Here is a 22512-nt window from a genome sequence, read left to right on the forward strand (position 1 = left end):
TCAGGGCTGGGTTAGGAAAAGGGATTCGCCAGAAAAGGGCTTGAGATCTGATCCAGTTCCTGAGGCTGAGAGTGCCTCTTTGTATTGTCGCAGCAGGGCCTGCCGGTCTGCGGGCACGTAGAAAACAGGGCTGAGTGGCAAAGCGCCTGGAGCGGAAATATGGCTGAATGTGGAGGAGCCGGCGGGGGATGGGTTGGCCACCATCAGCGGCTTGCCGCCTTCTTTGCCCAGAACCCAAAGCTCTGCAGCACCGCGCCCCTGTTGATTTAGGGAGAGGGTTAAGTCTGATTCCACATAACCGGCAAATTTCAGCCCAGCGGTGATGGCGGCACGCAGGTAGGTCCTGTGGGCGTTGGCTTCCGTCTGATAAGTGCGTTTTTTGCAAGCGGCAAAAAACTCGCTTAGTGGAACTGTCCATTTTTTGCGGCTCGACTCCACCAGCCAGTCCTCGCTACGCAGGGGGCTGTTTGCCAGAATCTGGTGCAGCTTTTGCAGGTCCTGCTGTAGGCTGGGGCTGTAGTGCAGGCCCCAGTCACGCGGGCGCAGCAGCATCATGCTTTCCAGTTTCAAGAGTACGCAGGCTTTGGCCAAAGGCGCGTCGTGCGTGTCTTGCACCAGCCTGTCGCACACTTCCTGGATGGTCTTGTACATTCGTTCGCCCTTCTCGTCTGTCACGCGGTTGAGCGCGAGCTGGTTCATCATCTCACTGGCCTGGCTAAGGCGGGAGTTGAGCACGGCGTCTCCCTGATATTCGCCTAAAATGCCAACGCGGGTCAGACTTCTCTGAATGAAAAGAACGGAAGTTTGGGTGATGTCCGGCTCATAAAACTTGGCGCTCCAGCGTGTGGAACTGCCTACGATGGATTGTTCCGGCTTGCCTACAGACCAGTAGGTGGAGTTGGGCTTTTTGCTGGAGTAATGAGTTATTGTGTTTTCAAAGATGTTGTTGAGAAACTCATCGTGCAGCAGGCCCAGGATCGTTTTCAGTTCGGAGCCCAGCAGGGTGTCTGGCACCATTTGGCGGCCTGATTTGTCATCCAAGATTGCCTGCAATACCTCCAGGTCTCCTCCAGTGAAAAGGGCTGCCTGAAACGCTTTTTCGCCAGGCATGGTGTCCAGCATTTTCAGAGATGCCGCGGCTTCGGCAAATTTGACGGCCTGCCACTTGGCGATGGCCTTTCGGTAGTCTTCCAACGTAGTGGCGCGAGCCGTTTCTGCGCGGAGGTCCGCGAAAGAACTCAGATCCTTTTGGAAGGTGTCTGTCTGCTGGCGGAGTGCGCGAATGCGGCTGCTCAGATCGGCGGGCAGTGTGAGCGCTGGCACCTCAGGCTTGAGAAGGGCTTCGAGCGGCTTGAGCTGCTGCTCTATGCCTTTGATGCTGGTGCTGATGCTGGTTGTCAGCTTCTCATGGGTAAGTTCGCTGGCGCTGCGCTGTTCCAGCTCTGTGAGGGTGGTGGTCGTGCTGGCCGTAAGCTGCTTCAGAGTCGCGGCCAGGTGCAAGTCCGCTTTGGTCTTGAGCGCCGCCAGGCGATTTCTGGGCGACGCGGCCAGGTCGCCACCCAGTTGTTTGACGAGAGCTTCGGCGTCATCCAGCTGGCGCAGCAACTTCACGGGAGGCAGGCTGGTGCTGTCTCCACTGAATGATTTCTCCAGCGCCAGCAGGGCATCTTCCGCCTGTTTGTCGATGCCACGGCTTTTGGAGGCCCAGGAGTTCACCTCCTCGATCTTCGCCTGCAGGTAGGGCCAGCGAAGCAGCAGATCCTCATCTTTGCGCAGCGTTTTGATCAGGTCTTCCGCCGCCCCGGTGTTTTCCTTGCTCTGATACGAGGCCAGCTCTTGGGTAAGCGTCCAAGCCTTCCAGGCGTGCAGGCCAACGGCGGAGACGCAGCATAGCACTGCCAGTGTTCCGGCGGCCAGCGCCATGCTGCGCAGGCGCATGCCGCGCTGCATGCCCTCCAGGCGGGCTCGGAGTTCATGGCCTGCGGCACGCAGCCGGTTTAGAGATTCCGCTTCCACTGGCAGGTGGTAGCCCTCAAGTTCCTTCCATCGCTTGACGAAGGTTTCGTCCTTCTCCGCGATCTCCTCGTAGGTCACTCCGGAGCCTGTAAGCAGCCGGGTCTCCACTTCCTGCACGAAAGAGAGGAATCCTTTCAGCGTACGCTCAAAGTTGTGCTGCTTTTCATCCGCAGCTTTTGACTTGGCATGGTACTGCGTCAGCTCTGCGATGACGCTCTGCTGGCCATCATCCGCTGGCACCAGTCCATGCTCTTTGAAAAGAGAGTCGAGATCTGCGAGCATCTGGCCCACCTGCCGCCATTGGCCCTCAGCTTTCATTTTTTGGATGACAGCGAGCGTGTCTGGCACATGTGCTTCCGCCTGCCTGCGCCGCAGGGCGGCGCGCACGTCTTCTCCTTGCTGGAAGACATCCAACCGCTCCAGCTTGGAAGGCGGAGCCATGGCTTTGATGCTTTCCGTCAGGGTGGCAATGCACTCCTCATCATCTGTTTTCAGCGCCTCGCGCAGTTCGTCCATCTTTTCCTGCAGCGCCTTGTTCTCCAGGCGCTGCAGCTCCTTTTGGGCGTTGTCATCCTGAGGGTTGAGCTTGAGGATTGTCCTGATTATGCGGATGGACTTTTCATCGTCGCGGGACAGCACGGCGGCACGAAAATCCTTATAGAGCGGATGATTCGCCGAAATGCCCTTTGCGTAAAGGGCCTCCAACTCGCACACGGAGTTCGCGTCCAGGCGAGGAGCCGCTTTGAGACCATGGGTCTCGCAGTAAATCTGCCAGTTCTTTTCCTCGCCAAAGCTAAGCGCAGCAACGAGGTCCAGCAGGGGCGGTTCTTCCTCGGCCACTTGAAGGGCCTGATAATCGCTGCCTTTTTGCAGCATGGCGCTGACGCGGTCCAGCCTGCGCTCCGCATCCGTGCAGTTCTGAGCATAGACGAAAGCAGCATCCGTCAAAGCTGAAGGAGGCATTTCCTCTTTCAAGGCGGCACGAATGGCCTGGATGGCTTGTGGAAGAGGTTTCACGGGTTGACGGGTTTGGAATTAGACGTGGCTGCAGGTATGACTCTCAGCTTACATAGTTCGACCTTGTCGGGCGTTGCAACGACGAGCGTGTAATCTCCTGGCATGAGGTCGAAATGCACGGCGGACGGGCCTGAGATGCTCTGCAGCCTGTCCTGTAGCGTCCGCAGCTTGATCTCCTTGTCGCTTCTGGCTTTCGTGTAGTTGTCTCTCCTGATGTCCTTTTCCCGGGCCGTGGCTTTCGACGTTTCCAGAGCGGCTAGGTCGGCGTTGTCTTTGACGATTCCTGCCTCCAGTTCCTTGATCTGTCGTTCTAGGCCGTTTCGTTCGAGTGCGAAGGAAGACTGCATCTGCGGCGGCATCACCTCAAAATTGGAGTCTCCAGATTTTCGCAAAGAGAAGATCTTCTGTTCGGAGAAAGAACCTTCACGCCGCAGCGAGTACTCAGGAGCCGAGGCGCCAGCCAGGTGCAGTCGTCCCAGAAAACCTGCGGGCAGGTTCAGTGTTGTCGTGGTGGCGTTGTCTGCAGTGGCTTCAATGACCCGGGCAAAGACGGGTCTGGTAGCCGTGCTGCTCAAAGGCAGAATACGCAGATCGAAAAGGACCTTCATGCCATCCTTGTCGCGAGCCACCATCCTGATGCCGTCAGGAGACAGGCTATAAGACTCCGGCAGCGAGGTGAGGCTTCCCGTTTCAGAAAATGTCAGCGTGTCCACCGCCGCGGCAGTGATCTTTGGCCCAAACATGAGGTCATTCCGGCCATCCAGACTAATGAGTGCCCACCTCTTCAGTTCGCCGTCCTTGGTTTCAGTCTTGCCATCAGGGGGGGGATGGGCATCCCGGCTCGCTCCCACGTAGAGCTGCATGCCGGCTTCCACAGGCAATCCAGTAATCTTGCCAGCGGCAGCTTCCCCAGACTGCAGTAGATGGATAAAAATGGGAGAGGTGCCTGTGGGGGAATCTGCATCTTCCACAGGTGCCGCCAGTTTAGGTTTTTCTTTCCCAGCAGGCTTGGTACTTCCTGAGGCTACGGCCACGCGCATGGCAGGAGGTTTGACTCCTGCTGCCAAGGCGCGCAGCCACTCGGGGAGAGACATGTCTGCAAGGGTCTGCTGCGCTGACGCATAGCCGCCGGGGCCATCCAAAGCTGCCCATGTAGTCAGCCATTTTTTCACCTCGGCATCCACCGGGACGGAGCCTTCTTCGGTGAGTTCGAAAAGCTGCTCCCATTCTCTTCGACTGTTCTGTGCCGGGGGCGTACTACGCAGAGAGTCCTTGGCTATTTCCTTCAGCTTTTTGATCAAGGCATCTGCTGGAGGAGGGCTGATTTTCAGACTCACATATGCGCGCAGCTGTCTCCACAGCTTGGCACGTGCTTCCTGCCATTTACCAAGGGTCTCGTTTATCTTCGCGGCCTGCAATGGGCCTTGGTCGGGGCGGAGGTGGCTCCACGGATCATTGTGGAGAGCCGTCCATTCTTTCAGCAGGAGAGAGAAGCTTCTGAGATCATCCCGGTTTTCATTAGGCAGAGGCAGATCGATCTGCTCTTCTGGTTGGTTGAGCACTTTGCGCATGCCCTGGAAAAAGTCACGGTGAGACTGCAGCAGCGACTGTCCTGTCTCCCAGCTGGTCTGGCTTTCGAGAAATTTCCGTGTGTCATCCAGCAGCAGATCGTATTCCTGCCATGTTTTGGCGATGGCGCTGACATAGGCATCCTCGGCCAGATGCTGCTGCTTCTGGTGATGGAATTTGAGAATCAGTCCTCCGCCCACAATCAAGATGAGCACGGCAGCCACCAGAAGTGAAAAACCAATATAGTTTTTGCCCTTGGCCGCAGTCCGTTTCTGGTTCGATTCTGGAGCCCAATTGCCCAAGGTGCTGGCTGTTTGAGATGCGGGGCTCTCCTGGTGCACTTTTTTCTGCTGCGCGGCAGGAAGCGGGAACGATGCTTGCGGTGGGGGCAGGGCAGTGCTTTCGGGGCTCACTGGCTGCTGCTCTGGTTCCGGGGGGAGAGGCAGTGTGGACGGATTGGTGAGATCCAGCAGCGTCCGGCTGGAGTTCTCCACCTGGGAGCGCAGTGGTGATGAATCTGGCAGAGCTATCCAGCGGAAATCTGCAGGGTCATCTGTGGGTTCCAAGCAGGTGGTAAACCTGCACTGCCAGGCCTGGGCAGTTTCTTGCTGCAGTGATTCTTGGAACAGCTCAAGGGTGTTAACTCCGGCAGGGGTGATAAGGTAGCAGCCTTTGAGGACATCGCGCGACCACAGGATGCCAGCAGAGGCCTGGCTGCCTGTGATCGAAGACCAAGAGTGAGAGGCCGGTGCTTTGAATGCCGACAGGTCCACCTCTTCTGCGGCATCAAGGTAGCGCGGGCCATCTGTCCATGAACGACGCCAGTGCATGCCATGCAGCACATCTGCTGGCGTGATGCCAGCTGCGGCGAGGGTGCGTGCCTCGCGCGGCTCGACGATCAGGTGATGGGCGATGTGGTTGGTGCGTCCGGTGTAGTCAGAGCCGGCATCCTGCAGACAACTCAGCACATGATAGCTGCCCGAGCCCACCGTCAGAATGCGGCAGGCGTAGATGATGCGCCGTGGGTCATGACCTGGCAGGCGTGCGAACTGGCTGAAGCGTTCAACAGAGGAGGCCAGCATGCCGCTCACGGCGCGGTGGCGAGCCACCGTGCCAAAGCCAGTGCGCCCCGCCTCGAGCAGCCTCGGCGCGCTGGTATAGATGAGTTGCCAGGCCATGAGAGATCAATGTACTGGAGTGGATGGGATCATTTCTGGCGTCGTCTGCGTCAGCACCCAAAGCGTGGGGCCTTCCACGTGCTTGGGGTTCAGTTGTTTCGGATCCGGGCCGATACGAGTTGTGCCTTCGTGGTCAAGAAACTCCACCGGTGAGCAGCCCAGCGGGCTGACTGCGAAGTAGCAGACATTAGAAGAGATGGCCTCAGCATTGGCAACGATGGAGGGGCAAACCCGCACCATGAAGGTTCGGATGCGCTCAGAGTTCTTTTGAATGTTTTCCTGGCTGATCCTGCCGTCCTCCACTGCTGGTAGCAGCGGTTGTTTGCCAAGCAGGGGTGCCCAGGTGTCATACTTGCCCACCATCACGGCCAGTGGCGTGGCGACTCGCTGGCGTGAATCCATGCCGAGCAGGCTTTTGATGCGGACTTCGGTCTCGGCCAGAATGACATCCTGCTGATCAATGCGGTGGTTTTTGATCTGAGGATCAGTCACACCTTTCATCATGGCGCGGAACTCGCTGTTATGCAGCGGATCAAAAAGGAAGAAAATGCCCGAAGCCACGGCGATATGCTGCGCGCCAGGGGAGTCGGCGCTGTTTCGAGTGGGTTCAAAATGCTCGCCCGCATTGTCATAAAAAACCATGGAGAAGCTGTTCTCGGGGGTGGCGGGATTAGAGAGCTTGAAAATGAAAGGCTTTGGCAGACGCACTTTCCGGCCCTGGCGCGGCAGGGTCTCATAGAGGGCACCTTCCAGGTCGGTCTTTGCCAGAAAAGCCTCTTGAGGAGTCGAGGCCGAAAACAGCTGCGTCTTCATCTGGGTGAGGATGACGTTCGCCGAGGGATCAGAGTCGCGGAAGGTGATGCCGAAGTTTTGGAACAACGAGTTTTGCAGCACCTTGATCAACACGCTGAGGTAGTAGGACTTCCCAGAGGAGGGGGCGCCCACAATGGAGAATATGTGGTGCGGTTGATCCAGGAATCCGGGCGGGAGCTTTCGGCGGCAGTGCGGACAGGCCTGCTCCGATGTGGCCAGCCCCATGGCATCCAGTGCCTGACCGCGGTCATTGAAGCGTGTGGCATTAAAGCGCTGCATGGCCTCCTCCCCGAGGAGCGGATCGCCGCGCAGGCTGTTGTGCACCGCTATGTTCATGGCATCGCCACGGTCAAATTTGAACCAGCAGATGGGGCAGGTGAACTCCCCATACTCGCTGTTCACCTCAGCCACCTTCATCTCGGGCTCCGCAGACGCACGTTGGGAGCTCTGCATCTGCTGCGCTGGCGGTGGAGCTTCTTCAGCACCGCTGTATCGTTCAAACCAGGCCGCTTTATGCGCGGGCAGGGTCGAGGGAGGCGGTATTTTGAGGATGTCCATGGCGTCATGCACATAGAACCCCATTTGTTCCAAGCCGGTGGGCACCAGCAGCAGTTGTTTGCGCGCATTGGCTGAAAATTGAGCCAGCCAGCTCCTCAAAAACTCCGGCCCGAACGGGCCGTTCCAGTCATGCTGCTCGCTGTTATAAACGTGCCAGGTGTTTTCCTGGCCCTGTGCCAGCCACTGGCTGGCGTCGGTTCCGTGCTTGAAGGCCAGCAACTGGCCGTATCCCGCCACGGTGTGTTCGTCTCCGGGCATGGATCGGAAGTGGGTGGATTCTGCGCCATCAATCTTCACAGCGCCGCTGAACTGAAAGTCCACGGCCTGTCCGGTCTTGGTCACCTTGCACAGAACTTGGGGACAATGCGGAGAGCTAAGCTGGAAGTCTGCCTGCCTTGATGCACCAATCATGTAGCTGCCATCTTTAAAAATGGCGCGGTCTCCGGTGACGCAGTTCAAAATGCAAATGGGGGAGTGGTTACCGTTGATCATGGGCAGCTGCTTTATCGAGAGAGTTGGGTGTTAGGTGCTTTCAAAGAAGCTTGCTTAGACTTTTTCTAATGGAACGTGCTTGTATGGAGCATGACTCATCTGAACTGTCATGGGCAATAAGCAGTCTGCAATGAGTTGATCAGGAAAATTGATAAAGCAATTTAGGGCTTTCTGATTTTTTGGCCGCATGTCGAAGCGTCGCGGCTCTGCATTATGCCTATTTTGCCCCCGCAGGTTTCAAGTGCTTGTCGAAGAACGCGATCATAGGGCTCTCGGTCTTCTCCAGCGGCACGCCTTTGAGTCCGTGGCCCGCGCCTTCGAAGGCAATGAGTTCGGCTTCGACACTGGCGGCCTTGAGCTTGTCCACGATCCAAGAGGCCTGCTCAAAGGCCACGTATTCATCCGCCGTGCCATGCAGGTAGAGTGTGGGGGCCGCATTGGGTGTCACCCAATAGAGAGGGCTGCTGATGATGTGCTCCTTGCGCTTGGTGCTGAGGTCGCCGCCGAGAAAGAGCGGCAGCACGTCTTTGGCATCCACGCTTTTGTCGTAGCTTTTGGTGAAATCGCTCGGACCGTAGAAATTGACCACACAGCTCACGGCGCTGCTTTGGCCTGGGTTGCCGCCTTCACCCTCAAACTGGGGCACCCCCGCCGTGACCCCGAGGAACTGCGCCAAGTGCCCGCCGGCGGAGCCGCCCATGGCTCCGATGCGCGCGGGGTCCACGTGATACATAGCGGCGTTGGCCCGCAGCCAGCGTACGGCGGCCTTGCAGTCATGTATGGCAGCGGGGAAGGGATAGGCGGGTGCCAGGCGGTAGGTGACGGTGATGGCCACATAGCCGTGCTGCGCGAGGGTGAGCAGGAGCTTGTCGTAGCCCTCGCGCTTGCCTGCTCGGAAGCCACCTCCATGAATACAGACGATGGCAGGGAAGGGGCCCTGGCCTTCCTTTGGCTGCGCCAGGTTCACCTGCAGGTGCTGGTTGTCGGGGTTGGAAAACTCGATGTCACGCGTGAAGGTCACGTTGTCCGGGATGGCAAGTTCGGCGGCATGAGCGGTGGCGAGCAGTAGCAGGGAGGCAATGAGGTGGCGCATGAGGTGATGAAATGAGAAAGCGCTGGTTCTAAAGGCCCACGCGGGCAGGGAGTTTCAGTGGCGGATGATGGCGTGGACAGGTTTGGAGAAACCTTTTCAACAGCAGGGTGTTACAGAGCTTCACTCCACCATGAAGACCCTGACCCTCTCCATGATCCTGCTGGCCCCTCTGGCTCCGCTTGCTGCCGACACCGCAGCAGAGACGGCTCATGCTGGAATCACGCCAGATCAGCTGCAGTTCTTTGAGAAAAACATCCGCCCCGTCCTGGTGCAGTCCTGCTACAAGTGCCACTCCAGCGAGCCCACGGCCAAGGTCAAAGGCGGCCTGACGCTGGATACCAAGCAGGCCACGCTGCTGGGCGGGGAATCCGGGCATCCGGGGGTGACCCCGGGCAGTGTGGCGCAGAGCAGCATCTATGAGGCCATGACCTGGAAGAACGATGACATGCAGATGCCGCCCAAGCAGAAGCTCCCGGACGAGGTGATCGCCAATTTTAAAAAGTGGATCGAGATGGGCGCGCCAGACCCGCGTGAAAACAAGGTGGCCAACGCCAGTGGCGGCAAGCGCGTGATCGACATGGACGAAGGAAGGAAGCACTGGTCCTTTCAGAAGCCGGTGAAGCAAGATCCCCCGGCGGTGAAGACCGATGGATGGGCCAAAACGCCGATCGACCAGTTTGTGCTGGCGGGCATGGAGGCCAATGGCGTGCATCCTGTGCGCGATGCCGACAGGCCCACGCTGATTCGCCGCATCGCCTTTGATCTCACGGGCCTGCCGCCGACGCCGGATGAAGTGCGCACCTTTGTGGCAGACCAGTCCCCTGATGCGGTGAAACGCGTGGTGGACATGTATCTGGACTCTGAGCGCTACGGCGAACGCTGGGCACGGCACTGGCTGGATGTGGCGCGCTATGCGGAAAGCAGCGGCAAGGAGGTGAACGTGCTCTACCCGCACGCCTGGCGTTACCGTGATTATGTCATTGAGTCATTCAAGAAGGACAAGCCTTACGATCAGTTTCTCAAAGAGCAGATCGCAGGAGACCTGCTGAAGTTTGACAACAAGCGCGACCAAGCTAGCAAGATCGTGGCCACAGGCTTCCTGGCCATCGGCTCGAAGGGGCACAACAACCGTGATCGTCGCCAGTTCGCCATGGATCTGGTAGATGAACAGATCGATGCGGTGTCACAGTCCATGCTGGGACTCACTCTGGCCTGTGCGCGCTGCCATGACCACAAGTTTGATCCCGTGACGCAGCGTGACTATTACGCCCTTGCGGGCATCTTCCTGAGCAGCGAGACTTTGTTCGGCACCTACGAGCAGCTCCAAAACAACAACACGGCTGGGCTGATTGAGCTGGATCGTGCAGCGGAGCAGACGAGTGCCGTATCACGCATCTCACGCGCCGAGGTGGCCGAGTTGAAAACCAGCTACGAGCGGGCTCAGACATCTGCCGCAGAAATGCAGCGGGAGGTTTTCTCCATGACTGCGGAGCAGCGTACGAAGGCGGGCGTTAACACCTTCCTGCGTGTGCGTGGATCGCGCGACCGTGCAGCGGAGATCAAAGCAGACATGGATTTGTTTAATGATGACGGCACGCCGCGCACCCTGGCCATGGGAGTGCTGGACCGCCCCAATCCCATCAACAGCCCAATACTCGTGCGTGGAGACATCAAGCAGCCCGGAGATGTGGTGCCACGCGGCCTCGTGGAGGTACTGTGTGCCAAGGGCGAACCGCTGAACATCAGTCCGCAGAGCGGCAGCGGCCGCCTGGACCTGGCCTTCTGGATTGCCTCCAAAGACAATCCCCTGACCGCCCGCGTGATGGCCAATCGCGTGTGGCTGAAGCTCATGGGCGCCGGCATCGTGCCTACGCCGGACAACTTTGGCACCATGGGCCAGAAGCCAACGCATCCGGAACTGCTGGACTACCTGGCGGTCACTTTCATGGAAAACGGCTGGTCGGTGAAAAAGCTCATCCGTGAGATCATGCTGAGCCGTGTTTACCAGATGGGCTCAACCTATGATGCGGCAAACTACGCCCACGACCCTGATAACAAATACCACTGGCGCATGAATCAGCGCCGCCTGGATGCCGAGGCTATCCGCGATGCCATGTTGGCCGTGGGAGGCAAACTCAACTTCTACCCCGTGGATGGCTCACCCGTGGCGCTGATGGGCGAGGGGCGTCAGGGCATGTTCTCCGCTATGCGCGGAGACCTCAGCAACAAACCCTACAACTACCGCTCCATCTACATCCCGATCATCCGCGACCAGATTCCCGAGATGCTCTCTGTCTTTGATTTCCCGGATGCCAGTCTCGTCAACGGTGACCGCGACACTACCAATGTGCCCTCGCAGAGCCTCTACCTGCTGAACAATTCGCAGGCTCAAAATGCGGCGGATGCGTTTGCGCAACGCATCGCCCAGTACAAGGGCAGTTCCGCCGAGCGCCTGAGCTATGCCTACGAGCTAGCCTTTGGACGTGAACCCACCACGCAGGAGAAGAGCGCCATCAGCAACTTCTGGATGCGCTTCCAGCAGCAGGTGGCCAAAAGCGGCGGCAACAACAAGGATTCCCGCGACCGCTCCGAGTTTGCCGCACTGTCCGCTTTCTGCCAGAGCCTGATCGCCAGCGCCGAGTTTCGCTACCTGAACTGATCCCCATCTCACCCACGCAACATCATGAACACGACCCCCTTTTCACGGCGCGAGTTTTTGAAGACCAGCTCCAGCGGCTTTGGCTACCTGGCCTTTGCCGCGCTGGCTCAGCAGCAGGTGCTGCGTGCTGCACAGCAGACTGCCGCAGGCCCGCTGGCCCCCAAGGCACCCCACTTTACCGCTCGCGCCAAACACGTGATCTTTCTCTGCATGCAGGGGGCGCCCTCCCACGTGGACACCTTTGACTACAAGCCCAAACTGGCGGCCGATTCCGGCAAAAACGCTCCGTCAGCCGCAGGCCGCTACGGCACGGCCAAGCTGATGGGCTCTCCCTGGAAATTCACCCGCAATGGCAAAAGCGGCCTCTACATTTCCGAACTCTTCCCCAATCTGGGAAAGCACGCCGATGAGATGTGCATCCTCAACTCCATGGCCACAGACCTGCCGGCACATCCGCAGGCCTTTTCGCAGCTGCATACCGGCACCACGCAGTTTGTGCGCCCATCCCTGGGCTCCTGGGCATTGTATGGCCTTGGCACGCTCAATGAAAACCTGCCCGGCTTCATCACGGTGAATCCACCTGCGAATGCCACGCGCACCTATGGCAGCGCCTTCCTGCCTGCCATCTACCAAGGCACTAAGATCGGCGGAGGCGGCTTTCCGGGCGGTGGCCAGGGGCGTCGATTTGGCGGCATGGCTCCGCAGTCCACTGTGGCCAATATCAAGAACGACCGTTACAGCACCGAGGAGCAACGCACGCAGTTGGATCTGGTGCAGGCGCTCAACAGGTCGCGCATGCAGCTCGACGGCGGCGTGAGCCCCGAGGTGGAAGGGGTGATCGAGTCCTACGAGCTGGCCTTCCGCATGCAGGCGGAGGTTCCGAAAGTCATGGATCTAAGCAAGGAGACCGCCGCCACCAAGGCGCTCTACGGCATCGACGATCAGGAGACGGACACCTTTGGCAAGCAGTGCCTCATGGCACGCAAGTTTGTCGAGGCCGGCGTGCGATTCATCGAAATCACCAATGGCAATTGGGACCAGCACACCAACCTCAAGGCTTCGCTGGAGCGCAACACGGCGGCGATTGACAAGCCTATCGCGGGCCTGCTCACCGACCTCAAGCAGCGCGGACTTCTCAAAGACACGCTGGTCATCTGGGGAGGTGAGTTTGGCCGCACCCCCCATAGCCAGGGTGAAGACGGACGCGATCACAACAACAAGGGCTTCTCCATGTGGATGGCCGGCGGCGGGGTGAAAGGCGGGATGAACTACGGCATGACGGATGACTACGGCTACGAGGCCGTGCTGAACAAGATGCACGTGCATGACTGGCACGCCACAGTGCTGGCGCTGCTGGGCCTTGATCACGAGCGTCTTACCTACCGCTATGCAGGCCGTGACTTCCGCCTGACAGATGTTTACGGCACGGTGGCCAGGGAGATCATGGTATGAAGCCTTAGTTTTGTCCTCTCTTGTGACGCATGCGTTGCAATGGTCGTGATTGGCCTTATCAATGGCGCAGCCAATGGGTAACCGCGCCTCAGAACTCGACTTGCAGATGTCTCCCAGTCTCGATCTGGGCGATTCTTCCGGCGATATGACTTCTGGTGGTGCGGAGGCCGAGGTTCCTGTTTCGGAGGCTGCACGGCGCTTGGAAACGCTGATAGAAGCCGAATTGCCTGAGGAACTGCGCAGCTCCGCCAGGGGGCTTCTACGCGCCGTGGTGAACAAAGTGGCCGTGCCCGGGCATTTCGACGCTTTTTGCTGCCAGGCCTTTGCCAAACCTGAATGGGCGGCAGTCAGCAGCCGGCTCATCGCCGAGATGTTCGAGGAAGATGAGGATCAGCTGGCAGAAATGGCTCGCATCCCGGATCTCGTCATCGAAATGAGCAGCGGGGAGGTTAGCGTGACGTGCATGGTGGCTTCTCGCTGGGCGGCACGCGGAGAGACGCATCGACTTTCTCGTCTCGCAGATGCCATCGTGGCATCCCACGCTGCCAAGAATGTACACTCGGTGGATATTATGCTGGCTCTAGCGGCCACGCTGGCTGTCACGCGTTTCTCGCGCGCTGAGCAGCTTTTCAATGCCGCGCAGCCTCTTGCCACAGAAGAGCACCAGGAGCCGCTGGCGGATGCCCGGCGATGGCTGGCCGCCGGACGGGTTGTGTGCAGCGCCGCCCAGGACGAGCGTGATTTCTGGGATCTGCGCCTGCGCAGACCCAAGACAGCTTGGAGTTGGCATAACAAAGCGGAACTTGAGGCACTCGACCATCTTTCTGAATGGCTGACGGCGGATGCTGAAGGAGCTGATCTCTATAAAGCAATCCTTCCCCAATGCTGGTGGGGGCTGGCCATGAAGTTTGCCCAGGCTCAGGACAAACTGGCGCAGTCTGTCCGTAAGCCTGAGCAGGACAAGGCGGAAAGCCCGTTTGCCATCCGCACTCCTGTGGAAGCGCCGCCATCGCAGCAGGACCTCGCAAATCGGGAGTTTCGCCCCCATCCACAGGCCACGCCGCTGGCACGTTTTCTTCTGCCTTGGTTCTGCGGCTGTCTGGCCATGATCCTGACCGTGCTTGTTCTGCCACGTGAATTTGTGGTGCGCATTCTGGATACCCTCAAGCCGCGGGCGGACATAACGACTCAGGCAGAGCTGACCGCTTGGCGCAACGATACCCTGAAGCAAAAGGCTGCTGAACTCGCGCTATACACTCCCCAGCATGACAAGGCTAAAACTGGGAGCTGGAGTGAGAATGAAGAAACACTCACCGGCAGAGGTAAAGAGATGCCCTTCGAGAGTTCGCAGTATATGCAGCTTCTAGTCTGGCTGCATCTAGATCCACCTAATGATGCCGAGGTGCGCAGACAGGTGTGTTACCAATTGCTCAAGAGGGTGAAGGCGGATGCTATTTCCCTTTGGGAGCTGTTGCTCTACCCCGGCTCCTCCAACGCCGATGAGATCAAGGCCGTAGCCCGGGAAGCCCTGGCAGATCCATCGTATTCATGGTCCGCAGATGAGAAGAAGCGTCTCGGCATGATTATTGCGCATGATGTAACCTCGCACATGGTGTCACTAAAGCCCCCCCACATGAAGTAGTTGGAGAGAGAGGGGGGTGAGTTTCAAAAATGCCAATATCTCATTTTTGAGTGGCTTTGGCATTTTCTGGATTTGATAAAATTACTAGTTGAGGGGATTTTTTCCATGATATGGCTGAAAGATTAAAATATGTCGTCAAATTACCAGACTTTTCAGAAAATCTTTGCATTTTTGAGCCACAACCCTTAGATTCGAGAATAATATGAGCTTGGACGCGGCGCTAAATCTTTATTCGGACGCGGCAGGTTTATATGGTTCATTTACATCGTTATGATTGAGGAGCTTCAGCAGTTTGGCAGCCTTTCAGTAGCGCATCGCACCGGTGGAGCGCCGGTGGAATTGGTGCGTTCCAAGGAGGAGGTCGTCTTCCTGGCATTCGACAACCGGATCGCCCGGTTGGTGGAGCTGCATGTGCTGCGTGGCGGCAGTACCCTGGATGTCGCGATGAAAAAGTCCGCTTTTGAGCGTGCGCGACAGGCCTCGGAGATTCGCGGACATGCCTTCATGCGCATTTTGGAGGTGGGGGAAGATCAGGGTATGGTGTATTACACCAGCAACCTTAATGACGGAGAGTTTGTCGAAGATTACGTGAAGCGGCGCGGAGCTGTGGCCCCGGCCACCGCGCTGGCACTGGTGTATCAACTGCTTGATGATCTGCTTCAGCTTCAAGGCTTTCAGAGGCTTGTCTCCCGCATGCATCTGGATCGCGTGCTCGTCACCACACTGGAGGACACCTTTCTCCAGTTGCGCGTGTTTGATTACGGTCTTTCGCAATTGGACGCTGGGACTGAAGGTCAGAGCGGCGCCCGTCTGGTGGTCGAGACTTGCCGACTCATCTTTCTTCTGCTCACAGGGCAGCCTTATGCAGGGGAAAATCCTGATCGCTTTCCTGCGTTGACGCAGCTGCCCATGGGGCTGCGGACTGCAGTGCGTGCAGCTCTCACGGACCCAGCCAATGCACCTGGCTCCATTGAGAAGCTGCGGGATGACGTTAGGGAGGCGTTCAGCGCTCTTTCCAGCAACATCAAGGCACGCAATTTCCGCAAGCATCTAGTGGTGAATCCCGCACTCCTGCCGCAGTCTCAATTGCAGGAGCTCCTGCTCGAAAATGTGCCTGTCGAGACCATTCTGGGAACACGTTTTCGTGTGGAGGATGTCGAGACCGCTCGGCGCTATCCCTTCTCCATTCCGGCCATCAATACGAAGCTCTCGCAAGAGATCACAGTGCACCTGCTGCCGCCTTCTCGGATCGTGGACAAAACTCGTTACGAGGCCGTGCCGCTGCAGATGTGGCGCTTCAATCCCGAGCGGCATCCCAATATTCTTCGTTCCCTGAGTCTGTGGGAGAGTCCGGACTGGACCTTTCTGACTGAGGAGCGCGAGCCCGGCTTTGCGCTCAGCCGCCTCATGGCGGAGCGTATCACGCTAAATCCCGCAGAAGTGATCGTTCTCATGCGCCAGATCCGGGCTGGTCTGGATCAGGCCGTGGAGTGTGGCGTCCAGCGTGTGGACCTGCACCCCTCCAATATTCTGTTGAGAGTAGGGAAAAATGGCCCTCTGCTGGCCCGTGAACTGGAGCGCCTGATGCAGAAGCGCCTGGATGCCTGGCCCAATTTTGTGGTCAAGCTGCGTCCGCACATGACCATGCGCAGCCTCTACGAGCCGCTGCTGGTGGACATGGACCTGGCTGAAAACCAGCAGCACCAGGAGGAGCATCTGCTCAACCGCGACTTCCGCCACCGCTCCTTTGTGGCGCTGGCCGGCTACCTCCTTACCGGCGAAAGACAGAGCGGCGGAGTGCCCCAATTTCCCGAGTCCGTGCCGGATGCAGCAGCCACGTATGTGCGCGACTGTCTGGAGATGACACGCCGCGCCGGCAAGACGCCAAGTCCAGGCGATTTCATCGATAAATTTGAAAGCCTTCTTTCTGCTCCCACGGTGGATCTGGCCACCCGCCTGCGCGGAAGCAATGTGGCGCTGGAGGAAATGGAAAGCGCCGGTGCAGTCTCGGATTTTGACGATGACTGGAATGCGAATGATGCCGACTCCGCCATGGATGGGGACGAGGTGATCTCGCCCATCAAGCGCGGAATCAAGACGCATGATTTCAACCCTCTGATGCAGCAGAAACGCAGCCTGCCCGTAGGTGCTTTGGCGGCAGCCGCCGCTGTTGTGATTGGCATCTGTGCATGGATGCTCATGGGGGGCAAAAACGAGCCTGCTCAAGTGGCGCAATCAGCGGCATCTTCCGCCGAACCTGAAGGCCCTGCTGTGACCGCTGCGCCGACGAGCAGGCCACCTAGCGCAAAAGTTGCTGAGGTGCCAAAACCGAAGCCCGCGCCTGAAAAAGCGCCTGGACCTGTGGCGGCTGCATCCAGCAAACCTGCAAATACCGTTCCGGCTATGGCGGAGGCTGCGCCAAAATCTACCATTACCTCCACTGCCACCGTGGCTGGAGCGGCACCAGCGCCAGCCAAGCTGGACGCTGCCTCCGCTCTGGAAAAGGTGCCAGCTATGGTGACTAAGCCCGAGGCTGAAAAACCATCTGTAGCAGCCACCACTGCCGCAGTGAGCACCGTGACAGCTCAGCCCACTCATCCACAACCTGCACCTCCTGCTGCCAGCAAGCCGCCAGAAAAAGACCCGGTGACCATCCGACGCGCCATCCTTCCATCCAAGGAAGAGATTGACCGGATGAAGCAGGGGCATGTGGAGCACCGCACGGGGCAGATGCCAGCCATGTCCACCGCATCACCAATGCCGTCCAAACGCTAAGAAATCATCGTGATGTCATACTCCCCAGGTGCTTTTTTTCCCCTCGCTCGCTACATAATGCGATTCCTCACGAAAGGGCGGAATTTGCTTGGACTCTGGATTAACTCACAGGTAAAAGTAGCCTTAGTTGAGATGTGCGCCGCAAACGATGCCGCTTTGATTGTACCAGTCCGGGAATGCCGGGTGATGATCTCTGGCATGGCAAAACCGGCTCCATATCCCCACCATAAAGTCACTGGCAGGCAGTACACATCATAATAGAAACCGCGAAAAACTAGGAGAGACTGATGAAGGTCAACAACACAATCGTCATTTCAATCGGTCAGGCCGGCAATCAGATTGCCGCCTCTTTTTGGAAAACCATCTGTCAGGAGCACGGCATCGATCCCATGACAGGCCAGACCGCTCAGGGACAAGCCCCGCGTGGAAACTGGAGCGCCTTCTTCACCAAACTCGGTGAGTCCACCTCCGGCAGTTATGTGCCTCGTGCGGTCATGGTGGACTTGGAGCCCAGCGTCATTGACAATATCAAAGCCACCTCAGGTTCTCTCTTTAATCCGGGCAATCTGATCAGCCGTACCGAAGGTGCTGGCGGCAACTTTGCTGTCGGCTACCTGGGCGCTGGCCGTGAGGTGCTGCCTGAAGTGATGAGCCGTCTGGACTCCGAGATCGACAAGTGTGACAACGTGGGCGGCATTATTGTGCTGCACGCCACGGGTGGTGGCTCCGGCTCCGGCTTCGGTGCCCTTCTTATCGAGTCCATCAAGGAGAAATATCCTGAGTTCCCGGTACTGAGCTGCGCCGTTCTTCCCTCTCCACAGGTCTCATCCGTGGTCACGGAGCCTTACAACACGGTCTTCACCCTCAACACCCTGCGCCGCGCTGCGGATGCCTGCCTCATCTTTGACAACGAGGCGCTCTTCGAACTGGCCCACCGCAAGTGGAACATCGAAAGCCCGACGGTGGACGACCTGAATCTGCTCATCACAGAGGCTCTGGCCGGACTGACTGCATCCATGCGCTTCAGCGGTTTCCTCACGGTAGAAATCAGTCTGCGCGAGCTCCTCACGAATCTGGTGCCTCAGCCATCGCTGCACTTCCTCATGTGCTCCTTTGCGCCTCTGACGCCTCCGGACCGCAGCAAGTTTGAAGAAATGGGCGTCGAGGAAATGATTCGCAGCCTGTTTGACAATGGCTCAGTCTTCGCCGCCTGCTCGCCGATGGAAGGCCGCTTTCTCAGCACCGCAGTGCTCTACCGCGGTATCATGGAGGACAAGCCCCTGGCGGACTCCGCCTTGGCCGCCATGCGCGAGCAACTGCCGCTTACCTACTGGATCCCAACGGCGTTCAAGATTGGATACGTGGAGCAGGCGGGCATCTCTCACCGCAAGAGCATGGTGCTCCTGGCCAACAACACGGAAATCGCCCGTGTGCTGGACCGGATCTGCCACAACTTTGACAAGCTCTGGCAGCGCAAGGCTTTCGCCAACTGGTACCTCAACGAGGGCATGTCCGAAGAACAGATCAACGCCCTGCGCGCCTCCGCCCAGGAGCTCATCCAGAGCTACCAGGTGGCCGAGGAGAGCGGTGCCAAGGCCAAAGTACAGGACAGCTCAGCAGACTATCCGCGCAGCAGCGCCAGCTCCGATGACAGCCGTAGTGGCATGAGCCTGCGCGATCTCGTGGACCGCCGCCGCGCCTAATTACAGCAATTCAGAAACAGACAGACAAACATCGTTTTTTTGGAGGAACACCCGTGAGAGAGATTCTGAGCATTCATGTCGGACAGTGTGGCAACCAAATCGCCGACCGCTTTTGGCGGCTGGTGCTGCGTGAGCATGGCCTGACCGAGGCCGGCACCCCGAAAGAGGGCACCAATGTTGCCGCCAATGCCAACATGGAAGTCTTCTTCCACAAGGTGCGTGACGGAAAGTACATCCCCCGCGCCATCCTGGTTGACCTGGAGCCCGGTGTGATCGCCCGTATCGAAGGCGGAGACATGGCCCAGCTCTTTGACGAAAGCTGCATCATCCGCAAGATCCCTGGTGCCGCCAACAACTGGGCGCGTGGCTACAATGTGGAAGGGGAGCGCATCATTGACCAGATCATGAACGTGATCGACGCGGCGGTGGAAAAGACCAAGTCCCTGCAGGGCTTCCTGCTCACTCACTCCATCGGCGGTGGTTCTGGCTCCGGCCTTGGCTCCCTCATCCTTGAGCGTCTGCGTCAGGCCTACCCGAAGAAGCGCATCTTCACCTTCTCCGTCGCGCCATCTCCCCTGATCTCTGACTCTGCCGTTGAGCCTTACAACGCCATCCTCACGCTCCAGCGCATCCTCGACAATGCAGATGCTGCCGTGCTGCTGGACAACGAAGCACTCTTCCGCATCGCCAAGTCCAAGCTGCACCGTAGCCCGAACTACATGGACCTGAACCACATCATCGCGCTCATCATGAGCTCGGTGACAGCCTCCCTGCGCTTCCCTGGCAAGCTTAACACGGACCTCGGTGAATACGTGACGAATCTGGTGCCATTCCCTGGCAATCACTTCCTCACAGCTTCCTTCGCGCCGATGCGCGCTCCTGGCCAGGAAGGCCAGGTCCGCATCAACTTCCCTGACATCGCCCGCGAGACCTTCGCACAGGACAACTTCACCGCCGCCATCGACTGGACCAACGGTGTCTACCTCTCCGCCTGCGCCCTCTTCCGTGGGGATGTGAAGGCCAAGGAGGTCGAGGAAAACATGGCCGCCATCCGCAAGAGCCTCAACTTCGCCAGCTATGTGCCTACCGGTGTGAAGCTGGGCGTGGCCGAAACCGCACCGGAAGGTTTTGCCTCCAGCGGTCTGGCCTTGGTGAACCACACTGGCATCGCCGCCGTGTTTGAGCGACTCATCAACAACTTTGACATCATGTTCGACAACCACGCCTATACGCATTGGTACGAGAACAACGGTGTTTCCCGCGACATGATGGCGCACGCCCGTAACACCATCGTCAATCTCGCCCAGTCCTACCGCGACGCCAGCTAGCCGGACTTCCGCGCATTGCGCGGGCATGTGACCCCAGCCTTTCTAACCCAACGTGGATACTGCCTTGGAGCGCCAAATCGCCTCCGCCTCCCGCAGCGTCGAGGAGGCGCGGAGGCTTGCATACCACGATCCTATTCGCGTAGGAGCGTTGGTGGAGCAGATCAGTGTGCTGGCAGATCTGCGTCAGAAGGAAGGGGATTTCCGCAAGGCTGAGTCCCTTTACCGCGAGGCTCTCTTCCGTGCACAGGAGCTGCGCAAACAGGATCCTGATCTGCTGACAGGCATCTACTCCCTGCTGGCGCATCTTTACGACCGCTGGGGGCGCATGGACAAAGCGGCGGAGTTTTACGAACTCGCACTCAAGATCAGCGCCGAGAATGGCCTGGAAGAGAGCGACAAGGTGGCCACGATCAAAAACAATCTGGCCATGATCTTTAAGCAGCTCCGCAAGTTTGAGCGTGCGGAGGGTTACTACTGCGAGGCTCTGGAGACCTTTCAGCGCCTGGATGGAGAGCAGAGCGCGCGTGTGGCCTCGGTGTACAACAATCTCGGCGTGCTCTACTACAGCCACATGGATGTGGATCGCGCGCAGGTCATGCACGAGCGGGCGCTGGCCATCCGCCAGAACCTGCACGAAGGCCAGATGGACCCAGCAGACCTCTCCCAAACCTTCATCAATCTGGGTGCGGTCTACAAAGCGGCAGGTGATTTCCAGAAGGCCGAGGCCTGTGTGGATCGCGCCAAGCGCATCCGCGCCGCCATGAACGGGTATCACCCCAATCCACGCCGCTCGGCATCGCTTTTGATCGACAAGAGCTTGTAAAAAGCAACAGCTTGGAGGAGCAAGACGCCAGTCCTGCCCCTGCCTGTAGCCGTTTTACTTTACCCTAGTACAACTCCACAGGCGAGCGTTTGCCGTCTTCCACGCTGAGTACCTTGGCGGCTTCCTCTCCGAGCGTGTCGATGCGTAGCTGCAGGATGTCGCGATTGATGGCGGCAAAGCGGTCGAGGTTGAAGGCGTCCGGCTTGACCAGGCGCTTCTTGGTTTTTTCCACACGCATCAGCGCATCGTGCAGGGCGGGGGCCTCCACGCCTTCCAGGTGCTGACGGGCCAGTTCCACCATCTCCACGCGGTGGCAGATCATCACCAGGTCATTCCCAGCACGCACCGCTTCCTGGATAGCCTGCTCAAAGGTTACCTCATTGAGGATCGCGCCCATGTCCAGGTCGTCCGTCATGGCCAGACCGTCAAAGGAGTACTGATGGCGCAGCAGCTTGGTCACGATGTTATAGCTCAGGCTGGCAGGCCAGCGGCCGCGGTCGGGATCGTAGGCGGTGTAGTTGCTGTGGCAGGTCATCACGGAGTCCAGTTCCGGCAGCAGGGCCGAGTAGGGCAGAAGCTCGCTGCGCTCCATTTCCTCGTGGCTTTTGGTGATGACGGGGAGAAATTCATGTGGATCGCACTCGGCGGGGCCGTAGCCCGGGAAGTGCTTGCCGCAGCTCAGGATGCCCTCCGCACGCATGGAGCGGTTGAAGATGCCTGCATTGTCGATCACCTGCTGCGGGTCGCGGCCATAGGTGCGGCCTTTGAGGGAATTGTCCGCTGCGTCATCATAGGAGATGTCCAGAACGGGGCAGAGGTCCAGATTGAAGCCGAAGAGGCGCAGGATCTGACCCGTGAGCTTGCCATGGCGTTTGATCAGCGCGGGATCGCCTTTGTCGCGCAGAGACTGGGCGTTGGGTGGCTCTTCACCGATGAGGCGAAGGCGGGAGACACGTCCCCCTTCTTGGTCGATTGTGATGAAGGGTTCGACATCGGAAAGGTCCCGCAGATCATCGATCAGTTTGCGCAGCTGCTGCGGGGACTGGATGTTGCGACCGAATAGAATGAAGCCGCCAGGTTGTAGTTTTTTGAGGCGTGCGGCGGTTTCTGGAGTCAGTTCGGTGCCGGGCACGCCCATCAGGAGAAGCTGGCCGAGATCTTGGGAGGAGGACATGATTAAGGTGTTCTAATGAGTTGTGTTCGTTCGAGTGGTTTCTAAATGGATGTCAAGGAACGATTTGCTAAATTTTTGAGCACAAACAGGGATTTGAGGCTCTCATATTTGCGACGCAGAGGTTTCTTTTTGGAAAAGAAGGGTGGGCCGGTTGACGGGAGGGGCAAAACTTTTTAACATGCGGGCGTCTGTGAGGCAACTCGCGGGCCACAATTGCAGA

12 protein-coding genes are annotated in these 22512 nt (G+C 58.4%); 7 read left to right on the forward strand and 5 right to left on the reverse strand.

The genetic code is table 11. The annotated features are described in order from the left end of the window. The 4 genes from HNQ65_RS15495 to HNQ65_RS15510 all read right to left on the reverse strand — a co-directional run bounded on the left by HNQ65_RS15495 (position 1) and on the right by HNQ65_RS15510 (position 8736). Positions 1-3033, reverse strand: a complete 3033-nt coding sequence (locus tag HNQ65_RS15495) for a coiled-coil domain-containing protein (RefSeq protein WP_184340491.1) — start codon at positions 3031-3033, stop codon at positions 1-3. Continuing rightward, the gene (locus HNQ65_RS15500; RefSeq protein WP_184340493.1) at positions 3030-5780 is read right to left on the reverse strand and encodes a GAP1-N2 domain-containing protein; all 2751 of its coding nucleotides are present in this window, start codon (positions 5778-5780) and stop codon (positions 3030-3032) included. Before HNQ65_RS15500 ends, HNQ65_RS15495 begins: the two co-directional genes overlap by 4 nt. 6 nt (positions 5781-5786) lie before the next feature. Further along, a complete protein-coding gene (locus HNQ65_RS15505) occupies positions 5787-7610 on the reverse strand; it encodes a hypothetical protein (protein WP_184340494.1) in 1824 nt (607 codons plus the stop codon). Between the two features lie 250 nt (positions 7611-7860). Beyond that, entirely contained in the window at positions 7861-8736 is an 876-nt protein-coding gene (locus HNQ65_RS15510; protein WP_184340495.1) for an alpha/beta hydrolase, read from the reverse strand. A gap of 130 nt (positions 8737-8866) precedes the next feature. Between HNQ65_RS15510 and HNQ65_RS15515 the strand changes: the two genes are divergently transcribed. The 7 genes from HNQ65_RS15515 to HNQ65_RS15545 all read left to right on the forward strand — a co-directional run bounded on the left by HNQ65_RS15515 (position 8867) and on the right by HNQ65_RS15545 (position 21118). Further along, positions 8867-11395, forward strand: a complete 2529-nt coding sequence (locus HNQ65_RS15515; RefSeq protein WP_184340496.1) for a PSD1 and planctomycete cytochrome C domain-containing protein — start codon at positions 8867-8869, stop codon at positions 11393-11395. Positions 11396-11419: 24 nt separating this feature from the next. Further along, on the forward strand, positions 11420-12847 hold the full coding sequence (locus HNQ65_RS15520; RefSeq protein WP_184340497.1) for a DUF1501 domain-containing protein: 1428 nt from the start codon (positions 11420-11422) through the stop codon (positions 12845-12847). 73 nt (positions 12848-12920) lie between these two features. Further along, the gene (locus HNQ65_RS15525; RefSeq protein ID WP_184340498.1) at positions 12921-14489 is read left to right on the forward strand and encodes a hypothetical protein; all 1569 of its coding nucleotides are present in this window, start codon (positions 12921-12923) and stop codon (positions 14487-14489) included. Positions 14490-14759: 270 nt separating this feature from the next. Further along, positions 14760-17264, forward strand: a complete 2505-nt coding sequence (locus tag HNQ65_RS15530) for a hypothetical protein (RefSeq protein ID WP_184340499.1) — start codon at positions 14760-14762, stop codon at positions 17262-17264. Positions 17265-17551: 287 nt separating this feature from the next. Beyond that, on the forward strand, positions 17552-18967 hold the full coding sequence (locus HNQ65_RS15535; protein ID WP_184340501.1) for a tubulin beta chain: 1416 nt from the start codon (positions 17552-17554) through the stop codon (positions 18965-18967). A 53-nt stretch (positions 18968-19020) separates the two neighbouring features. Continuing rightward, entirely contained in the window at positions 19021-20295 is a 1275-nt protein-coding gene (locus HNQ65_RS15540; RefSeq protein ID WP_184340503.1) for a tubulin beta chain, read from the forward strand. Between the two features lie 64 nt (positions 20296-20359). Continuing rightward, positions 20360-21118 (forward strand): tetratricopeptide repeat protein, encoded by a 759-nt coding sequence (locus HNQ65_RS15545; protein WP_184340504.1) that lies wholly within the window; start codon positions 20360-20362, stop codon positions 21116-21118. Between the two features lie 64 nt (positions 21119-21182). On the opposite strand, the gene HNQ65_RS15550 is transcribed toward HNQ65_RS15545, so the two are convergent. Continuing rightward, positions 21183-22292, reverse strand: coding sequence for a glycoside hydrolase family 3 protein (locus HNQ65_RS15550; RefSeq protein WP_184340506.1), 1110 nt, complete (start codon positions 22290-22292; stop codon positions 21183-21185). Between the last annotated feature and the right edge of the window lie 220 nt (positions 22293-22512).

The organism is Prosthecobacter vanneervenii, from assembly GCF_014203095.1.
Taxonomy (GTDB): Bacteria; Verrucomicrobiota; Verrucomicrobiia; order Verrucomicrobiales; family Verrucomicrobiaceae; genus Prosthecobacter; species Prosthecobacter vanneervenii.